The 18,783-nt window shown below is 69.9% G+C and carries 18 protein-coding genes; 1 reads left to right on the plus strand and 17 read right to left on the minus strand.

Annotated elements, in window-relative coordinates:
- Window positions 1-96 precede the first annotated feature (96 nt).
- Window positions 97-1,092 carry a LuxR C-terminal-related transcriptional regulator gene (locus ACFZAT_RS10375; protein WP_391262679.1) on the plus strand — a complete coding sequence of 332 codons (996 nt, stop codon included), beginning with the start codon at window positions 97-99 and terminating at the stop codon, window positions 1,090-1,092.
- Window positions 1,093-1,116: 24 nt separating this feature from the next.
- Here ACFZAT_RS10375 and ACFZAT_RS10380 read toward each other — a convergent pair whose 3' ends face one another.
- The 17 genes from ACFZAT_RS10380 to ACFZAT_RS10460 form a co-directional block, all read right to left on the minus strand.
- The gene (locus ACFZAT_RS10380; RefSeq protein WP_391262681.1) at window positions 1,117-1,995 is read right to left on the minus strand and encodes an EamA family transporter; all 879 of its coding nucleotides are present in this window, start codon (window positions 1,993-1,995) and stop codon (window positions 1,117-1,119) included.
- 206 nt (window positions 1,996-2,201) lie between these two features.
- The gene (locus tag ACFZAT_RS10385) at window positions 2,202-3,191 is read right to left on the minus strand and encodes an ornithine cyclodeaminase family protein (protein WP_391262683.1); all 990 of its coding nucleotides are present in this window, start codon (window positions 3,189-3,191) and stop codon (window positions 2,202-2,204) included.
- Between the two features lie 26 nt (window positions 3,192-3,217).
- A complete protein-coding gene (locus tag ACFZAT_RS10390; protein ID WP_391262685.1) occupies window positions 3,218-3,967 on the minus strand; it encodes an ATP-binding cassette domain-containing protein in 750 nt (249 codons plus the stop codon).
- A complete protein-coding gene (locus ACFZAT_RS10395; protein ID WP_391262687.1) occupies window positions 3,960-4,835 on the minus strand; it encodes an ATP-binding cassette domain-containing protein in 876 nt (291 codons plus the stop codon). The genes ACFZAT_RS10390 and ACFZAT_RS10395 overlap by 8 nt, the downstream gene beginning before the upstream one ends.
- On the minus strand, window positions 4,832-5,848 hold the full coding sequence (locus tag ACFZAT_RS10400; RefSeq protein WP_391262689.1) for a branched-chain amino acid ABC transporter permease: 1,017 nt from the start codon (window positions 5,846-5,848) through the stop codon (window positions 4,832-4,834). The genes ACFZAT_RS10395 and ACFZAT_RS10400 overlap by 4 nt, the downstream gene beginning before the upstream one ends.
- On the minus strand, window positions 5,845-6,738 hold the full coding sequence (locus tag ACFZAT_RS10405) for a branched-chain amino acid ABC transporter permease (protein WP_391262691.1): 894 nt from the start codon (window positions 6,736-6,738) through the stop codon (window positions 5,845-5,847). Before ACFZAT_RS10405 ends, ACFZAT_RS10400 begins: the two co-directional genes overlap by 4 nt.
- A 12-nt stretch (window positions 6,739-6,750) precedes the next feature.
- The gene (locus tag ACFZAT_RS10410; RefSeq protein WP_391262693.1) at window positions 6,751-7,914 is read right to left on the minus strand and encodes an ABC transporter substrate-binding protein; all 1,164 of its coding nucleotides are present in this window, start codon (window positions 7,912-7,914) and stop codon (window positions 6,751-6,753) included.
- An 82-nt stretch (window positions 7,915-7,996) separates the two neighbouring features.
- Window positions 7,997-9,148: an aminotransferase class I/II-fold pyridoxal phosphate-dependent enzyme gene (locus tag ACFZAT_RS10415; protein WP_391262695.1), complete on the minus strand. Its 1,152-nt coding sequence runs from the start codon at window positions 9,146-9,148 to the stop codon at window positions 7,997-7,999.
- Between the two features lie 37 nt (window positions 9,149-9,185).
- The gene (locus ACFZAT_RS10420; protein ID WP_391262697.1) at window positions 9,186-10,175 is read right to left on the minus strand and encodes an aldo/keto reductase; all 990 of its coding nucleotides are present in this window, start codon (window positions 10,173-10,175) and stop codon (window positions 9,186-9,188) included.
- Window positions 10,175-12,253, minus strand: coding sequence for a molybdopterin-dependent oxidoreductase (locus ACFZAT_RS10425; RefSeq protein ID WP_391262699.1), 2,079 nt, complete (start codon window positions 12,251-12,253; stop codon window positions 10,175-10,177). The genes ACFZAT_RS10420 and ACFZAT_RS10425 overlap by 1 nt, the downstream gene beginning before the upstream one ends.
- Before the next feature lie 93 nt (window positions 12,254-12,346).
- Window positions 12,347-13,603 carry an ATP-grasp domain-containing protein gene (locus tag ACFZAT_RS10430; RefSeq protein WP_391262701.1) on the minus strand — a complete coding sequence of 419 codons (1,257 nt, stop codon included), beginning with the start codon at window positions 13,601-13,603 and terminating at the stop codon, window positions 12,347-12,349.
- 51 nt (window positions 13,604-13,654) lie between these two features.
- A complete protein-coding gene (locus tag ACFZAT_RS10435; protein WP_391262703.1) occupies window positions 13,655-14,941 on the minus strand; it encodes an MFS transporter in 1,287 nt (428 codons plus the stop codon).
- Window positions 14,938-15,801 (minus strand): diaminopimelate epimerase, encoded by an 864-nt coding sequence (dapF, locus tag ACFZAT_RS10440; protein WP_391262705.1) that lies wholly within the window; start codon window positions 15,799-15,801, stop codon window positions 14,938-14,940. Before dapF ends, ACFZAT_RS10435 begins: the two co-directional genes overlap by 4 nt.
- 44 nt (window positions 15,802-15,845) lie before the next feature.
- Window positions 15,846-16,535: a 2OG-Fe dioxygenase family protein gene (locus ACFZAT_RS10445; protein WP_391262707.1), complete on the minus strand. Its 690-nt coding sequence runs from the start codon at window positions 16,533-16,535 to the stop codon at window positions 15,846-15,848.
- A 26-nt stretch (window positions 16,536-16,561) separates the two neighbouring features.
- On the minus strand, window positions 16,562-17,608 hold the full coding sequence (locus tag ACFZAT_RS10450) for an iron-containing redox enzyme family protein (RefSeq protein WP_391262709.1): 1,047 nt from the start codon (window positions 17,606-17,608) through the stop codon (window positions 16,562-16,564).
- A 178-nt stretch (window positions 17,609-17,786) separates the two neighbouring features.
- Complete coding sequence (locus ACFZAT_RS10455; protein WP_391262711.1) at window positions 17,787-17,969, minus strand: hypothetical protein; 183 nt, start codon at window positions 17,967-17,969, stop codon at window positions 17,787-17,789.
- A gap of 174 nt (window positions 17,970-18,143) precedes the next feature.
- Entirely contained in the window at window positions 18,144-18,416 is a 273-nt protein-coding gene (locus ACFZAT_RS10460) for a hypothetical protein (protein WP_391262713.1), read from the minus strand.
- Window positions 18,417-18,783: the final 367 nt, after the last annotated feature.

The raw sequence follows: 18,783 nt of genomic DNA on the forward strand, positions 1-18,783 counted from the left end.
GGAGTCCTGATGTCGTCAACCGGAGCGCGCCCGGCGGTTACTCTTGCCCCTCGTCGGGCCCGCGGCCCGCGCTCGGCGAGCCTTGGGGGGCCTCACGTGTTGATTGAACTTGGAATCGACTCGATAACCGAATCGGTTTATCGCCTGCTTCTGTCCCATCCGAGTGGCGACGTTCAGCAATGGGCCGCGGAGTTGGAGCTGCCGGTCACCGCCGTGCAAGCCTGCCTGGACCGGCTGAGCGAGCTGGCACTGGTGAGCATCTCCCCGGGCGAGGGTCCCCGCGTACAGGCCGTGCACCCGCTGCTCGGTCTGGAGGCGCTGCTCGCGCGGCAGCAGGCGGAACTGGTCGCACGCCAGCAGCAGGTCGAGGAAGCCCAGGCCGCCGCCGCCGAACTGGTCGCGTACTACGCCCAGAAACAGTCCGCTTCGAGTGGCGGAGTTCAATACCTCGACGGAATCGACGCGATCCGCAGTTACATCGTGACCGTCCACAGCCGGGTGCGGGAAGAGTTCCTCACCTTTGCTCCCGGCGGTCCGCAGACGGCCGAAAACATGCATGCTTCCCGGCCATTGAATGTCCGAGTGCTGGGACGCGGTGTGCAGATGCGGACCGTTTACCTGGACAGTATTCGCCGGGATCGCGCCACCATGGATCATGCCCAGTGGCTTGAAAGCCTCGGAGCCACAATACGCACGGCCCCGACGCTCCCCAACCGCTTCATCATTCACGACGGGCTGACCGCGCTTATCGCGGCCGACACCGGCGACACGGCACGCGGCGCACTCGTCGTGACGAACCCGGGAGTGCTCTCCCTGCTGCGGAGCCTGTTCGAACAGGTCTGGCAGGCGTCCAGACCGCTCAACGCGCTGCCGGACCGGGCCCCCGGCAAGCTCACCGCCCAACAGGCCGAAGTGCTGCGGCAGATGGCTCAGGGCCGTACGGACGAGGCGATCGCCGCGAGCCTCGGTGTCTCCACCCGCACCGTACGCCGCATCGCGACCAACCTGCTGCAGCTCGTCGGCGCCCAGAGCCGCCTCCAGGCCGGGGTCCACGCCGTACAGCGCGGGTACCTTCCGGCCACCCCCCAGTGAGCGACGGCTCCGGGCGCGCCGGGCTCACGACCGGTCGCGGGCCAGTACGGCGACGGCCGACAGCAGCAGGACCGAGCCGACGACGAGCGAGACGCTGATCCGCTCACCGAGCGCGACGGCGAGGAGCGCGGCCGTGGCGGGTTCGAGGAGCACGAGAACCGCTGCGGTGGTGCTGGGCACCGTGACCAGACCGTTGAAGTACCAGCGGTAGGCCAGCAGCGTCGGCACCACCCCCAGGAAGAGCAGCCAGGTCACGGACTCGACGGCGTTCTCGGCACCCGGCCAGGCACCTTCGAGCAGGGCGAACGGCAGGAGACAAAGGGCTCCCGTGCCCCAGGTGGCCGGACTCGCGCTCGTGGCACCCGACCTGCGGGCCCACAGCGTGACGGCGCTGTAGCCGATGGCCGAGACCAGTGCCAGCAGGACTCCGGCGAAGGGGTGCGGCCCGGCGACCGGGTGCGCGACCAGAATCACCAGGCCGATCAGCGCGAGTCCGATCGCGGCGGTGCCCCGCCTGCTGAGCCGTTCGCCCAGGAGGAGATGGGCGCCGACGCTGACCAGGAGCGGACTCATGCCGAGTGTGACCAGGGTGCCCAGCGCCAGTCCTGCCTCCTGGACAGCGCCGAAGTAGGCCGTCTGGTACACCGCCAGGGCGACTCCCATGAGCACGGAGGCCGGCCCGCAGGTGGATCCGGCCGGCCTGCGGGGAGCCTGGCCGAGGAGCCTCGGGGCGGTGAGGATGACCGCCGCGATGGCGAACCTCCAGAAGGACACGGCCATCGGGCCGAGACCGCTGGTACGGAACAGTTCGGCGGCTGCCGCGCCGCCGACTCCCCACGCGACGGCGGCGGCTGAAACGGAAAGCTGTCCACGCCGGAGCGGCGTGAAGGCAGGCGAAGTCATCTGGTACGTCTCCATGACGATGGATTGCCGGAAGGGGCCGCATGGTGAGCGGACGGCATCCATCGCCCCGGCGGCGGTGCGGCCGGGGTCGGAGTGGGTCTGCGCGCCGTCCGCTAGCGGACGGGCGGCGGCAGGATCATGGAACGCATGGGACGACAATAGCGCGACGAGGCGAGCACGTCGCGCCTCGGCAGCAGCGCTTCCGTTCAGTGCTGTACGGCCACCCCCGGTCCCGCGGTCGGTCCCGGGGATTTCCGAAGACGTTCGTAGGCCCCTGCCGCCACTGCCAGGTCTTCCCAGGCCATGCCGACGCTCTTGAAGAGCCGGGGTACGGCTGGGCCGATGCCGACCCGGCCCGCGACGAGCTCGGCCAGATCTCCTGCGATGGATTCCGGTCTCCACTCGCCTGCGGAGACCGGCAGCACGATGTCGCCGGCCTCGCGGAGAGCGGCGCCCCGGCTCTCCACGACCACGGTCGACCGGCGGACCAGTTCCGAGTCCACCTCGCGGGCGTCGGGCTCGTGCGAGCCGACGGCCACCACGGTGGCGTGCCCAGGCACCAGCCTTCCCGGGAAGAGCGGCTCCCGCGCCGTGGTGCAGCACAGGACGATGTCGGCCTGGCGCACCGCTTCGGGACCTACCCTCGTGGCGCGCAGTCCCGCGCCCCGGCAGCGGTCCAGGAAGGCGCTGATCCGCCCGGCGTCACGCGCCACAACCCCGACGTCGCCGACCGGCCTGACGAGGCGGGCGGCCTCGACGTGCCGCCATGCCTGGGGCCCCGTGCCGAACACCACGAGGCGTGCGGCCTCGGGGACGGCCAGCCGGTCCACTGCGAGAGCGGAGACCGCCGGGGTGCGCAGCGCGGTCAGGGCGGCACCGTCCAGCAGAGCCCTGGGGAGCAGGGTCTCGCTGTCGAGCAGCACATAGAGCCCCGTGATCCGGGGCAGTCCGCGTGCCGCGTTGCCGGGTGCGACGGAGACCAGCTTCACCCCCGCGTACGGACCGGATTCGGCGGGCATGAAGAGCAGTTGACCTGCGCCGACGTCCGCAGCGGTACGGGGCATCGTGTCGTCCGCGTCCAGGACGCCGGCCCGCAGCATGTCCTCCAGGGCGGAGACGGCCCGGCTCATCGGCATCAGCCGGTCGAGGTTCGCGGCGTCGATGTGCGGCAACGGGCCGAGTTCCGCGGCGCTCACGCTCGTATCCGGAGAGGCATCCGGGTTCACTTCGTTCCCTCCGCCGCTGTCGGGGCGAATCCGAGGTATGCCTCGGCGATGCGCGGGTCGTCGGCCAGTTCGGCGACGGGTCCCTCGACCACGCAGGTCCCGGTGTCCAGGACGTAGCCGCGGTCGGCCACACGCATCGCGGCCCGGGTGTTCTGCTCCACGAGGAGCACGGCGGTCCCCTGCTCACTGATGTCGCGGATCAGGCCCATCACGGTCGCCACCATGCCGGGCGCGAGGCCCATCGACGGCTCGTCCAGCATGAGCAGCCGGGGCTCCGCCATCAGCGCCCGGCCGATGGCCACCATCTGCTGCTCGCCGCCCGACAGGCTCCCGGCGGCGCGGCCGCGGAGCTCGGCCAGTCGGGGCAGGGTCGCGCAAACGCGGTCCAGGCGTGTTGCGAGCTCCTGGGCGGAGCGCACCAGATACCCGCCGAGCTGAAGGTTCTCGTGCACGGTCAGCCGGCTGAAGACCCTGCGCCCCTCGGGTACGTGCACCAGGCCGCGTCCGACGATGTCGTGCGGTCTGGCACGGGTGATGTCCTGGCCCTCGAAGATGATCCGTCCGGCGCTCGGGGTCTCGAGGCCCGAGATCGCGGAGAGGGTGGACGTCTTGCCCGCGCCGTTGCCGCCGAGCAGGGTGACCACCTCGCCGGGCATGACGGAGAGGGTGAGGCCGTGCAGGGCCTGGACCCCGCTGTAGTGGACGTCGACGCCGATGAGTTCGAGGACGGGCGTGCGCTCAGACATGGCTCTCCTCACGGTCGGACGCGGTCTCGTCCGGTCCGGCCCCCGTGCCCGTAACCGCGTCCGTGTTCGCGCTCTCGTAGTCGGGGTCGGTCCCGAGGTAGGCATCGACGACGGCCGGATCGTTCCAGACGCCTTCCGGGTCGCCGTCGGCGATCTTCTTGCCGAAGTCGAGGACGACCACGCGCTCCGAGACCGCGCGGACCAGCCGCATGTCGTGCTCGATGAGCACGACGGCGGTGCCGAGCGCGCGGATGCGGTGCACCAGATCAATGAGCGCGATCTTCTCGGCCGCGTTGAGTCCGGCGGCGGGTTCATCGAGCAGCAACAGGCGCGGGCGCATGGCCAGTGCCCTGGCGATCTCGACCAGGCGCTGTGCCCCGTAGGGAAGTTGGCTGACCGCCCCCGCCCGGTCAATGGCGCCGGGCACGCTCTCGTGCAGGCCGACGAAGTCCAGCCAGCGGTGGGCCTCGTCGGTGTTCGCGCGCTCCGACCGGTGGTAGCGCGGGGTGTGGAGCAGTACGTCCCACACGTTCTGGCCGCCCCGCAGGTGGAGGCCGGCCCGTACGTTGTCCAGAACCGGAAGCGACGGGAACAGCCGCAGGTTCTGGAAGGTGCGGCACACTCCGAGGGCCGCGATGGCCGAGGGCCTGGCCCTCGTGACGTCGTGCCCGGCGATCCGGATGCGGCCTGCGGTCGGCCGGTAGAAGCCGGTGACGGAGTTGAACAGCGATGTCTTTCCCGCCCCGTTGGGCCCGATCACGGAGACGATCTCCTCGGCTCCGATCGTGAGATCGACGCCGTCCACGGCCCGGACGCCGCCGAACGCGATTTCCACCTGTTCGAGGGTGAGCAGCTCGGATCCGGTCATGATGCGTCCTCCTTTCCTACGGGTACGGGTACGGGTGCGGGCCCGGTCCCCGTCGGCGAGCGGCGGGCGGTGCGATCCCCTTCCCGGGACGGGCGGGGCCAGAGTCCGGCGGGCCGGAAGACCATGACGGCGATGAGTACCGCGCCGAAGGCGAAGTACCGGTTGTCCTCGACGCCCCGGAGCAGTTCGGGCACCAGGCTGATGCAGACGGCGCCCAGGACGACCCCCCGGGAGCTGCCCATGCCTCCGAGCACCACGGCCATCAGCACCAGGGCGGACTGGATGAAACGGAAGCTCTCCGGCGAGACCGCGGAGAGCTGCGCGGCGAAGAGCACTCCGGCCAGACCGCCCCATACGGCGCCCGCGCTGTACGCGGCGAGCTTGACCCGGTGCGTGTGCACGCCCATGGCCTCGGCGGCGTCTTCGTCCTCGCGGATGAAGCTCCACGCCCGGCCGAGCCGGGATCTGCCGAGCCGGGCAGCCAGGACGACCGCGGCGGCCACCAGGACCAGCACGGTGTAGTAGAGCGTCACCGGGGCGTCGAGGCGGGTCCCGAAGGCGGACAGCCCCGGGATTCCGTAGATCCCCGAGGGGCCGCCGGTGATGTCCAGGTTGTTCGCCAGGATGCGGATGATCTCACCGAAACCCAGCGTCACGATGGCGAGGTAGTCGCTGCGCAGCCGCAGGGTGGGCAGCCCGATCACCATGCCGGCGAGCAGCGTCACCACGACGACGGCCGGGACCGTCTCGACCAGCGAGAGCCCGTACCTGGTGGTGAGGATCCCGCTGGTGTAGGCGCCCACCGCGAAGAAGGCCACGAAGCCCAGGTCGAGCAGCCCGCAGTAGCCGACCACGATGTTGAGGCCGACCGCGAGCATCACGAAGATCGCGGCGCTCGTCATGACGTTGAGCGCGTAGGGCGTGGCGATGAGGAACGGAGCGAGTGCCGCGACGGCGAGTCCCGCGGGACCGGTCGCGCGGTGGTCGGCGATGCGTCGGATCCCGGCGTTCATACGCGCTCCTGCTCACGTGCGCCGAGCAGGCCCGTGGGGCGCACGCTCAGCAGGACGATGAGGCATCCGAAGGCGAAGACGTCACGCCACTCGCCTCCCAGCCAGTGGGTGCCGAAGGATTCGAGCATGCCGAGGGCCAGACCGCCGAGCATCGTGCCCTTCAGGTTGCCGATCCCGCCGATGACAGCCGCGGTGAACGCCTTCAGACCGATGACGAAGCCCATCAGGAAGTCGACCTTCCCGTAGAACACGCCCGCCATGACGCCCGCGGCACCGGCCAGCGCCGAGCCCACGAAGAAGACCCGCGAGATGACCTTGTCGACGTCGATGCCCATCAGCCGGGCGGCCTTCTGGTCGAGGGCCACGGCGCGCATGGCCCGGCCGTCGCGGCTTCGGTTGATCCAGGTGTCGAGGCCGAGCATCAGGACGAGGGCGACGCCCATGAGCAGCAGTTGCTGGGGGGTGAAGCGTGCCCCGAGGAAGGTGAGCGCCCGGCCGTCGAGGCGCATCGGGTAGACCCGCGGTTCGGGTCCGGCCGCGACGCGGACTCCGTACTCGACGACGAAGGACGCGCCGACGGCGGTGATCAGGAGGGACAGTCTGGGTGCCTGGCGCAGCGGGCGGTACGCGACCCGTTCGATCGCCACTCCGGCGAGTCCGGTGGCCAGCGAACCGACGACGAGTACGGCGAGGAGGGCGAGCAGCGGGAGGGTGGCGGGGACCGTGCCCAGGGCGCTGAGCAGCCAGAGTCCGACATAGGCGCCGAACATGTAGAGGTCGCCGTGCGCGAAGTTGAGCAGCCTGATGACCCCGTAGACCAGGGTGTAGCCCAGGGCGATGAGTGAGTAGAACGCGCCGACGAAGAGGCCGTCCCAGATGAGTTGCACCATGGTGGTCGCCGGCTACTTCTCGTCGTCGGCGAGGACGAACCGGCCGCCGCGCCGCACGAGGATCACGAATCCGCCCTTGGACAGGATGTGCTCCTTGGTGAAGGTCAGCGGTCCCGAGAACAGCGGGAAGCCCTTGATGTCCTCCAACGCGGTGACGACGGCGCCCGATTCGGTGGATCCGGCTCTCTTGACGGCTTCGGCCGCGAGTCGTACGGCGTCGTACGACTGGGTGGAGAAGGGGCCGGGGCGGGAGTTGAACTTCTTGCGGTACGCGGCGATCCACTGCTCGCCGCCCTTGATGGTGTCGGGGGTCTGCGTCATGGTCGCGAGCACGCCTTCGGCGTTCGCGTTCCCGGCGATCTTCGCGAGGGAGTCGCTGACCGCGCCGTCCGCCACCATGATCCTGCCGTGGTAGCCGGCCCGCCTCAGCTGTCGGATGAGGAGACCGCCCTCCTTGTCGTACCCCGTCCAGTAGACGAAGTCCGGCTTCGCGTTCAGCACCGCGCCCACGGTGGAGCTGTAGTCGCTCTCGCCGGGGGTGAGGGACAGGGACGCGGCCTCCTCGGGGCCTCCGCGCTTCTTCAGCCGGGGGCCGAGGAGGGAGGCGATGTTCTTGGCGTAACTGGTGTTGTCGTCGATCACGACGACCCGGGCGGCCTTCGCCTGCGTCATCCGGGCCAGTGCCGCGTCGGCCTGCTGGGTGCCGGTGCCATTGATCAGGAAGGTGCTCTTGATGCCCTGCTGGTACAGCTCGTCGGAGTTGGCCGCCGGGATGATCATCGGTATGCCGGCCTTGGCGAAGACGGGCAGGGTCGGCAGCGTCGCGCCGGAGCAGTACCCGCCGACGGACACGGCGATCTTCGCGGTGACGAGCTTGGCGGCCGCGGCCACCGCGGTCTTCGGGTCGCACGCGTCGTCCTCGACCCGCAGTCGCAGCTTGCGGCCCAGCACGCCGCCCTTGTCGTTGATCTCGTCGACCGCGAGCTGGGCGCCGTTCTTCATGTACGGGCCGATGTCGGCGCTCGTCCCGGACATCGGGGCCGCCATGCCGAGGACGATCGGCCCCTGCGGGCCGGCGCTGTCGTCGCTCCCGGCCAGCAGACCCTGTCCGCATCCGGTCATCAGCAGCCCGGCCAGCACCGCCGTCACAGCGGCCGGCAGCGTTCTTCTCCTCATGTCGTGCTTCTCTCTTTCCCAGTACGGTGCGGCCGCGGGGCGGCCCAGGCGCTGCACGGACGTGCGGTGCGTGGTGCGGTGTTCACTTCGCGTGGACGGACGCCAGGTCCTTGAGGACCGCGGCCACGCGGTCGAGTGCGTCGGCGAGGTAGGCGGCGTCGTGTCCATGGGCGATCCGCACATGCCCCTCGGAGCCGAAGTGCGCTCCCGCGCCGACCAGTACGCCGCCGCGCACGCGCAGCGTCTCCGCGACTTGACGGCTCGGCAGATCCAGGCGGTACGCGAGGAATCCCAGGGCGGTGGCCTGCGGCGGGACATAGGAGACCAGGTCCTGGTGTGCGTGGGCCCAGTCGGCGAGCCAGGTGCTGCTCTCGCGTATCAGGCCCCGGTACCGGCGGGTCAGCCAGGTGCGGTTCCGCTCGGCCAGCGCGATCTCGGCGAGGGCCATGGAGACGGAGCTGGTGGAGACGGTGGCGTACTCGTGGCGGCGCCAGAGATCCGCGCGGATCTCCTCCGGCGCGACCAGCCAGCCGACGCGCAGCCCTGGCATCCCGAACGCCTTGGAGAGGCTGCCGACGCAGACCACCCGCTCGTACCGGCCCCAGAAGCTCGGTGTGACCAGGTCGGTGAGCAGCTCGGTGCCCCGGTGCACCTCATCGGCGAGGATCCAGGCGCCGGCCTCGGCGGCAATCGCCACGATCTCGTCCATCTCACGCTCGGTGAGGATCGTGCCGGTGGGGTTGTTCGGGTTGGTCAGGGCGATGAGCCGGGTGTCGGGCCGCACGGCCCTGCGCAGGGCGTCCAGGTCGGGGCGCCAGCCCGCGGCCGATGAGGAGTGGATCTCCTCGACCCGGGCCCCCGCGTTCATCGCGCAGCCCCAGACCTGCCGGTAGCCGGGTGCGAACGTCACCACGTGGTCGCCGGGGCGCACCAGGGCGTCGATGGCCAGGGAGTTGGCCTCCGCGGCGCCGACGGTGACGATCACCTCGTCCGGCTCCCCGCAGTGGTGTGCGGAGATGAGCCGGCGGAGCTGCTCCTGGCCTCGTTCGGGCGGGTAGTGCAGAGGGGTGTCGAGGAGCAGGGCGAGCCCGCTGCCTTCGCCTCCGGCGTCCTCGGCGCAGTCCAGGAGCTCCCGGATCGTCACCGGCTGGCAGCCGCTGTCGGCAAGGCTGTACGGGGAGGCGCCGTCGTCGGACGACTGCCACTCCAGGAGCTCGAACGGGACGTGTTTCATGGGCGCTTCCTCCGGTTCTGTCGGGATGGGGCCGGCGCTACCAGACACTGTCGGTCTTCGTCGGGTCACGCTCGACGACCGGGCCGAGCACGTCGTCGATCTGCTTCATGAGGGCGGGCTCCAGGGTGACTCCGGCAGCCACCGCGTTGTCGCGCACCTGCTCGGGGCGGGAGGCGCCGACGATGGCCGCCGCGACATTGGGGTTCTGCAGAGTCCAGGCGAGGGCCAGTTGCGCTCCGGTCAGTCCGGCCTCGCGCGCCAGCGGAGCGAGCAGTTGCACGCGCTCCAGCACGTCGTCGCGCAGGAAGGCGCCGACCCACTGGGCGCCGTTGGCGTCGGCTCCCCGTGAGTCGGCGGGCACGGGCCGGCCCGGCAGGTACTTGCCGGTGAGCACGCCCTGCGCGACGGGCGACCAGACCAGCTGGCTCAGTCCCTCCCGGGCGCAGAGCGGGACGATCTCCTCCTCGATCACGCGCCAGAGCATCGAGTACTGCGGCTGGTTGGCGACGAAGCGGTCGAGGCCGAGGTCGTCGGCGATGCGCAGCGCCTGCCGGATCTCGTCGGCGGTCCACTCGGAGACCCCGATGTAGAGGACCTTCCCCTGGCGGATCAGGTCGTCGAAGGCCCTGAGCGTCTCGACGAGCGGAGTCTCCCGGTCGAAGCGGTGCGCGTGGTACAGATCCAGGTAGTCGGTCCCGAGTCGGCGCAGCGAGCCGTGCACCGACTCCAGGATGTGCTTGCGGGACAGGCCCCTGTCGTTGGGGCCGCTGCCGGTCGGCAGGCAGACCTTGGTGGAGAGTTCGACGGACTCCCTGCGGTGGCCCTTGAGCGCACGGCCCAGCACTGCCTCCGCCCTCGTACCTGCGTAGACGTCGGCGGTGTCGAAGGTGGTGATGCCGACGTCCAGGGCCGCCCTGACGCACGCGACCGCCGTCTCCTCGGCGATCTGCGAGCCGTGGGTCAGCCAGTTGCCGTACGCGATCCGGCTGACCTTCAGCCCGCTGTTGCCGAGCCTGTTGAACTCCATCAGTCCTCGTCTCCGCGTGGGCGGCCGATCAGTTCGACCTCGACCCGGTTGTCGTTGAATACGGCCCCGCCGCCCATGTCGGCGTCCTGCTCTTCGACGGTGGCGTTGATTCCCGAACCGCCGTCGAGCTTGGGCCAGTTGCCCTTGGCCGTGAATGCGACGCCGGGTCGTACCATGTCGTCCACGCGGGCGGTGGCGATGAAGACGCCGCGCGCGTTGAAGACCCGGACCCGGTCACCCTCCGCGATGCCCCGTGCGGTGGCGTCGTCGGGATGCAGGACGACGTGCGCGTCGCCCGCCCGGCGTCGCAGCTTCGGCTTGTTGCCGAAGACCGTGTTGAGGAAGAAGTGCGAGGCGCCGGAGAGCAGTACGAGCGGGAATCGCCGGGCCAGCCCGTGGTCCGAGACCTCCGCTCCGGGCGTGAACCCCGCCAGTGGGTCGAGACCCGCGGCCCCCGCCCGCTCCGACAGGAACTCGACCTTGCCCGAAGGCGTCGGAAATCCGTCCTCGTACGGCGCGAACAGGGCGGGGTACGTGAGCCGCGCCCAGCCGTTCTTCCGCAGGCTGTCCAGGGTGATCCCCTCCAGCGAGGGGTGGTCGGAGTCCAGCAGTTGCTGGGCCATCTCCTCGTCCGAGTCGTAGAGGCTCGGCTCCCGCAGCCCCATGTGCCGGGCCAGCCGGCGGAAGGTCTCGGTCGTCGGCAGGCACTCGCCCGGGGGCTCCACGGCCGGCTCGTTCCAGGTGAGGTAGAGGTGGCCGTATCCGTCGTGCAGGTCCATGTGCTCGGGCTGCATGGTGGCCGGGAGCAGGATGTCGGCGTAGTCGGCGGTGTCCGTCTGGAAGTGGTCGAGTACGACGGTGAAGAGGTCGTCGCGCTCCAGGCCCCTGCGGATGCGGTTCTGGTCGGGCGAACTGGCCACCGGGTTCGCCCCGTACACCACCAGCGCCTTGACCGGCGGTCCTTCCACTTCGAGCAGGCCCTCGGCCAGCCGTGTCATGGAGAGGGAACGCACTTGCCGCTGTCGCAGGTCGTCCCGGTACAGTGCCTCGCGGTTTCCGCCGAAGTACCCGTCCGTCGAGTAGAGCAGACCGCCGCCCGGCAGCTTCCAGTCGCCGGTGACGCCCGGAATGCAGGCCAGGGTGCGTACCGCCATGCCGCCGCCCGCATGGCGCTGGATGCCCTGTGCGACGCGGATCGCGGTGGGTCTGACCGTCGCCACCTGCTCGCCGAGACGCACGATCGTCGCCTCGTCCACACCGGTCAGAGCGGCGACGCGGGAGGGAGTGAACCGGAGGATCCTTTCGCGGAACTGCTCCCAGCCGAGCGTGTGGCGCTCCAGGTAGGCCTGGTTCTCGGCGCCCATCGAGACGACCACGTGGAGCAGGCCGAGCGCGAGCGCCGCGTCGGTGCCGGGGATGGGCGCCACGTGTTCGTCGGCCCCCTGCGCGGTGCGGGTTCTCACGGGGTCGATCGCCACGACCCGGGCGCCGTTCCTGCGCGCGTCCTGGATCGGCTTCCACAGATGGTGCCCGGAGGTGAGTGTGTTCGTCCCCCACAGCAGAATGAGCCGGGATGCGCGCAGGCTCTCCGGGTCCAGGCCGCGGCTGGTGCCGAGGGTGTAGTCGAGTCCCGCGAGTCCGGCGATCGAGCAGATGGTCATGTCGTGCGAGGACGCGCCGAGTACGTTCCAGAGCCTGCTGCCGGCCCTGCCCTGGAGGCCCTGCAGAAATCCGAGGGTGCCGGTCCCCTGGTAGGGCCAGATCGCCTCGCCGCCGTCGCTCTCGATGATGCCGGTGAGCCGCTGGGCGATCTCCGCCAGCGCTTCGTCCCAGGAGATCCGCTCGAACTCTCCCCTGCCCTTCGGGCCGATGCGGCGCATCGGGTACAACAGCCGGTCGGGAGCGCGGGTGTGCTCCAGAAACTGGTTGACCTTCACACACAACGCGCCTTGCGTATAGGGGTGTTCGGGGTTGCCACGCAGGCTGACCGCCGCGCCGTTCTCGATCGTCAGCAGCCAGCTGCAGCCGTCGGGGCAGTCAAGCGGGCACGCCCCCGGGGTCGTTCTCTGCTCCGTCACGGTCTCTCGTTCCCTGTTGGTCACCACCGGCTGTCGGTCCCTCCGGGCGGTTGGTGCCGGCCGCCCGGAGGAGCAGATCTTCGCCCCGGCCGACTACTCCAGTTCGAGGCTGATCAGCGCGGTCGCGGCGAGCAGCCGCTGGTGCACCTCGTCGTAGGTGTCCGCCTCGACGTACACGTAGAGCGCGTCCTGCTGTACGGCGTCGGGCACGGTCACCAGACGGGCGCCCGGTTCGAGTACGACCTCGATGTCGAAGACCCCGGGACTCTCGGCGGCGGCGTCGAGCCCCTGAATGGACTTGAGGATGCCGGGGACCTCGGGGCATACGGCGCGGTAGCCGGCGTACCCCTTGCGCCGCGGCTCGACCACCGGACGGTGGCCCAGCGCGATCTCGATGGCCGCGCCCATCAGGTCGACGCCCAGCGAACGGGCGATGATCTGCGGCACCCGCTGGCCGGCCGGGCGGGGGTGCAGTTCGAGCAGCCGGGGGCCCCTGCTGGTCATCCGCATCTCGGCGTGCACGACGGCGTGGTCGAGACCGAAGCCCTTGATGGTCAGTTCATTCGCGGCGAACGCGGTGTCCACCGTCTCGGCGGGGAACGCCGTCGGAGTGATGAACTCGACCTCGGGGAAGACCGGTCCCGGCATCAGTTCGGGGTTGTCGGAGATGTTGTGGAAGAGGATCTCACCGCCGGACACCAGGGCGTCCACGGTGACTTCGAGGCCGTCGAGGTATTCCTCCACGACGAGGTCGGCGCAGTCGCTGAGGTTGAGCCCCACCTCGTTCGCCTTGGTGAACGCGGCGTCCACCTCCGACTCCTGGTGTGCCAGGACCACTCCGGCGCTGCCGGTCCCGTACGTCGGCTTGATGACGACCGGGAAGCCGATCTTCTCGGCGGCGGCACGCGCCTCCGCCAGCGTGTGCACGAGAATGCTGGCCGCCGAGGGCAGGCCGAGCTCGGCGAAGCGCTCGCGCATGGCGTTCTTGTCGCGCAGCGCTGCCGCCATGGAGGGCGAGGGACCGTGCAGCCCGAGGGTCTCGGCGACCTGGGCCATGACCGGAACCGCGCTGTCGAATGTCGTGATGATGCCGCTGACGTCCTGCTCCCGGCAGAAGTCGACCACCGCGGCGACGGTCGCCTCGAAGTCCGTGAAGTTCTCGACGGACAGCGGCAGTATCTCGTCGCAGAACTCCTTCTCCCAGGTCACGTCCTTCTTGATCAGGACGGTGCGGATGCCGCGCTTCCGGGCCGCCTGGAACAGCAGCGGCTTGGACGGGCCCGCCGCTCCGAGAATCAGAAGTGTCTTGTTCTTGAGGGCCGTTGCCTCGTCCGTGGCGTTCTCGGGCATGCGCGGTCATCCTTCCGATGGTGATGAGGTGGAGTGCGTACGACGGTGACTTCAGGCCGCGGCGCGGGTGCGCCGCAGGAGAACGGAGAGCAGCACGGCAGACAGCAGCGTCATGACCGCCATGGCCGCGAACATGAACCAGGCGGGTGCGAAGGCGCCGCCGACGCCGATGGCCGCCAGCATCAGAAGCTGCATGACGGACGACGCGAACTGGACGCCGCTCAGGACCCTGCCGAGTACGGACTCTTCCGTCCTGGACTGCACGTAGGCGGGAAAGAGGATGCCCGAGCAACTGATGGCGAGCCCGAGCATCATCGACGCCGGCAGCGAGAAGCTCATCCGCTCGATGAGGGAGAAGACGAGCATGGTCGCGGCGACGGCCAGCAGGGAGCGCACCAGCAGGCGCAGTTCGTCCGTGATCCGGCCCGCCAGACGGGAGAGCGCTATCCCGGCGAGCAGCGCGCCGCCGCCCCAGATCCCCTCGATCAGGCCGAAGCCGACCGGTCCCGCACCGAGTTGTTCCTTCGTGAAGACGGGGAGCAGGGCGTTGGAGGCCGCCAGGAGGCTCGGCGGCAGGATCGAGAAGACGGTGACCAGCAGAGTGAGCCGGTCGGCGGCGACGCTGCGGGCGGCGACCGCCAGATCGTGCCGGAGACGGCGGCGGGACTGTGCCCCGGCGGCGGCTCCTGCTTCGGCTGTCGCCTGCGCGTCTGCTCCCGCCCCGGCCACGGCTCCGGCGGTGGTGGAAGAGGCGGCCCCCGGCACCAGTTGCAGGGTCCCCGCCGCGACGAGGTAGCCGAGGGCGGCCGTGCACAGACCGCCGGCCACACCGCCGCCTCCCACCAGGAGCCCGCCCAGTGCGGAGGCTGCGATGCCGCCGACCTGGGTGGCGATCTGCCAGGTCGCGTTGCCGCTCACCAGCCTCGTCCGGGGCAGCACCTGGGGAAGCATGGCCCCGTAACAAGGGAGGGTGACCGCGTTGCCCAGGCCCAGCACCAGGGTGATCGCGTACACGTGCCAGAGGGCAGGCGATGCGGTTGTGTACAGGACGGCGAGGCCCACGACCGCTGCGGCCCGCGCCAGTTCGGCGCTCTGACCGATCCGGCGGCGGTCGTGGCGGTCGATGAGCACGCCGCCCTGAAGGGCCGCGAATACGCTCGGCACGGTCATGGCGATGGCGAGGCCGGCGACCTCGGTGCTGTTGCCGCCGTGGTCGATGAGGAGCCAGGCCGCCGCGATGAAGTAGACGCCGGTGGCGGCGACCGAGGCGAGTCTGGTGGCCAGGAGTGGAAGGAACCCGCGCGGCGTGGCCACCCGCCCGCCCTCCAGAGCGGTCACGCCGCCGCTCCTGCCGCGAGGCGGGCGCGGAAGGCCGGCGAGAACCGGCCGGCGGCCACCTTCTCGGAGACCCCGGTGAGGGATATCCCGCCTCGTTCGCCGACCGATACCTCCACGGACCCGCCTGCCATCTCCACGTGTACGTGTCCGCCGACCAGTCCGAGCCGGTGCGCGGCGGCCGTGGCGGCGCAGGCACTGCTGCCGCTGGCCAGGGTGTATCCCGCGCCCCGCTCCCACACCTCGATCCGGATCCTGTCCCGGTCGAGGACGCGCAGGAACTGGACGTTGGTGCCCTGCGGGAACGCGGAGTGCCAGGCGATGTGCGGGCCGAGTTCCTTCGCGAGGCCGGGGGTGACGTCGTCGAGCGGGACGACGGTGTGGGGGTTGCCGAGGTGCAGGTTGATCACGTCGAGCCGACGCGTGCCCGCGGTGAGGACCGAAGGCGCGTCCGTCGCGAAGTCGGGCTCCCCCATGTCCACCCGGACCAGGCCCCGGTCGAAGTCCAGGATGTCGGTGCGGGAATCTCCGGCGACGGTCCGCAGCACATGGGACCGCTGCCCGGACGCGTTCCGCCCGGACCCCTCCTGTGCGTAGTGCTCCGCCAGGAACAGGGCGAACATCCGCAGGCCGTTCCCGCTCTTCTCGCAGGGACTGCCGTCCGAGTTGAAGATACGGAGCCCGACCGGCTCGCCGGGACGCGGTGCGGCCGTGGGTCCGATGAGCACGCCGTCCGCGCCGACTCCCCGATGCCGGTCGCACAGCAGCCTGACCGACTGTGCGGTGGCCGTGAACTCGACCCGCAGGGGGTCGACCACGAGGTAGTCGTTGCCCAGTGCGTGGTACTTCGTGAAGTCGCTCATCGTTCTTACCCTGTTCCTGGATGCGCTGCGGCGTTGCCTCGTGGTCAGGAAGGGCGGTCGGCGAGCGCGGCCTCGTCGTGCTGGTCGCCGTACCACTTCTCGCTCCACCGCGAGAACGCGACGATGACGATGTCCCGGTGGCCCGGACCGCCGTCCGCGGACAGGACATCGGTGACGTCGTGCGCCAGCGCCCGGTCGTCGAGCAGTACGGCCTGGCCGGGGTCGAGCGTGCCGGTCCAGAACGGGGACTCCGCTCCGGGGTTCCAGAGCCGCGTCTCCCCGCCCGCGACGTTCTCCCTCCGGAGAACCGCGATCATGACGTACTCGTGGCCGTCGTGGTGAACGCCCTCGGGGGTCAGCGGCCCCGGCCTGCCGCCGTCCGCGCGGGTCCGGTTCTGGTGGACGTTGATCTGCCAGTCCTCGGACCGGTCGAGGCCGAGCTCGGCTGCTCCGACGGCGATCAGCGGGGTGAAGTCGACCTCGATCGGTTCGTAGCCGCGCCGGATTCCGCCACCGACGGAGTTGAACGTCTTGTACGTCGTGTAGTCGCGGTGCGGCAGCAGCTCGAAGTGCCACTCACCGTCCTTCGGGGACAGCCGGTACTGGTCGAACCGTTTGAACCGGGTGCCGTTTCCCATGTAGTCGTCGACCGGAAGTCCGTCGTAGCTGGCGAGAACGTCCGTCGACACCTGGGGCAGGTCGATGACAGCGAATCCCTGTGCGTTCAAGGGCATGGCACGGCCTCTCTGGAAAGGGGAATTCACGCGGTCCGGGCGGAAGGCATGCGCTCGTCGAGGTAGCGGGCCGACGAGTTGAGCCGCCAGAGCGTGCCGCGCGCGATGGCCCTGCGCATGGACGCCGATTCCGCGGCCGGAACGACCACGTTGTGGAACCATCCGGCGGCGTGCTGGGAGTCCACCGTGATGTGCAGCCGGTGGTACACGATGCCGACGTCGGCGAGCCCCAGCCGCTCCCACGCATGCACGACCTGGACGAAGCGGTCGGGCACCATCCACTCGGTCATGCCGAGGAATCCGACGGCCTCCGGGTAGTACTTCCGGTACCGGGAGAGCATCACCGCGAGGTTGCCGGAGAGGAGCGCGTTGGCCGTGAGGCTGCGCTCCAGTTCGCTCTGCGGGATGTCGAAGACCTCGTAGATCTTGTTGAACAGGTACGTGTGCACCTGGGCAGGGTCGCCGTTGCCCATCTCGTCCCAGAAGTTCGCGGCGATCTCCATCTTCGCCGGACCCGAGGTGCCGACCTGCATCATGGCGAGAAGGTCGTCGAACCGGCCGTCGACCACGGACTCCTGCATGACGTAGTTCCGCAGGTCGTTGGCGTCGGCCTGGTTGCGGATGAACTCGTGGTAGTAGGGGTGCTTGAACACCCGGTGGCCACGGGCCAGTTGCTTGAGCCAGGACAGGTAGGCGCGCGGCTCTTCGGGGGCTTGGTCGAGCAGGTCCGGGTCGACCCGGGCGTCCTCCGCCTGAGCAGTGGCGTGCTCCAGGAGGCGGGTCACCTCGGCCACGAACACCGAGCCCTCCGCCGTCGTTCCCTCGGTGAGGACGGTGTGCATCTGGTAGATCCGGGCCAGCAGCAACTGCTGTGCGTAGAAAGCACCCTGATCATCGGTCAGTACGGCGTCGTTGAGTTGACGCACGGTGGCCAGGAGGCCGGCCCCGTACTCACCGGCCAGGCTGGTGTCGACATCGCCGGCGTCACGCGTCAGCCAGCTCGACACCTCGTCGACGAAGGTGGTCCAGTCCTGCCGGACAGCGATGGGGGCGGACAGCTCTCGGGTATCCATGAGTTGAGTCCCTGTGGGTGACATGAGGGGAGGGCGCGGCGCGCCTGAATGCGCGCAGCGCTCCAAAGACAAGAAGTGGGGAGTGAGAGGAGTTACGGAAGGCGCGGCGGGGTCTGCCCGGCCGAGGCGCCCGTTCCGCGCCGGAGAGCGTGTGGTGCGAGCCGTCCTGTGCTTCTGTTCACTGCCATCCGGCGTCGTCGCCGGCGGCCTGGTTGCCGCTGCTCTGCCATCCGGCGTCCAGCGGGCTCACAACGGTGGCGCGCTCGGAGGCGGCGCCGGCGGCGGAGGCGCTTCCGACGAAGATGCACGAACCGACCCCCAGCGTCACGACTATCGCAACTGCCCGATTCGCGGCCTTCATACGATCCATTTCACTCTTCCGTTCCACTGGCGTCCGTTTAAACCTCGTCACAGAGTCTGAATCAGGGACACGCCGAGCTGAAGTGACTCCCGCAGGGGCAATGCGGCCATGTCCGCTGGTGGACACTCGGGCCGCCGGGGCACTCCGGACAGGGGACGCGGCAAAATCCCCGCCTCACCAGTCGTAGCCCGGCATGATCGGCACTTCGGCGCGCACGAGCACCCACTCGCGCAACCAGGAGTGGCTGTCGCGGGCCGCCTGCCAGATGTCCCGCGCGGCCGTCTCGGCGTCGAGCAGCGAGGCGCTCGCCAGGTAGACGCCGATGACGGGTCCCGGCTCGGTCCCTGGATGCAGGGCGATGTACACGACCTTGGCGATGCCGACCGCGGCGTGCGTCATGGCCGCGCGCGTGGAGTCGGGCAGTACGTCACCGCGAGATCTGGGCACCAGGTGAATGTGTACGAGATACACGAAGGTCCTCATGGAGTGATCGACGGATGCGCCGGGAACACAAGAGCGCACCGCGGCTCGTGAGATCGAGGGGGCGCCGGTTCCTCCGGCACTCGCTCTGCCGTTCGTCGGCCCGGCCGGAGAGTCCGAGAACGGACCTGAACCACCGGGTGCCGCCACCTTTCGGTCCAGCCGGGCAGGCCGGGAGGTGGCGGAACACCGAGCCGGAAGGGGGTTTCCTCGCCGACTCAGGCGACCACCTTAGAGCTCGTCACACGATCTTGCCGGAACGGCCTGGTCAGCCGCGCGGGCGGGACCTCACCCAGGGTCCAAAGAAAGCGATGCAAAGAAACCCTTGCAACCA

It is taken from the genome of Streptomyces sp. NPDC008163 (genome assembly GCF_042956885.1).
In the GTDB taxonomy this organism is placed as follows: domain Bacteria; phylum Actinomycetota; class Actinomycetes; order Streptomycetales; family Streptomycetaceae; genus Streptomyces; species Streptomyces drozdowiczii_A.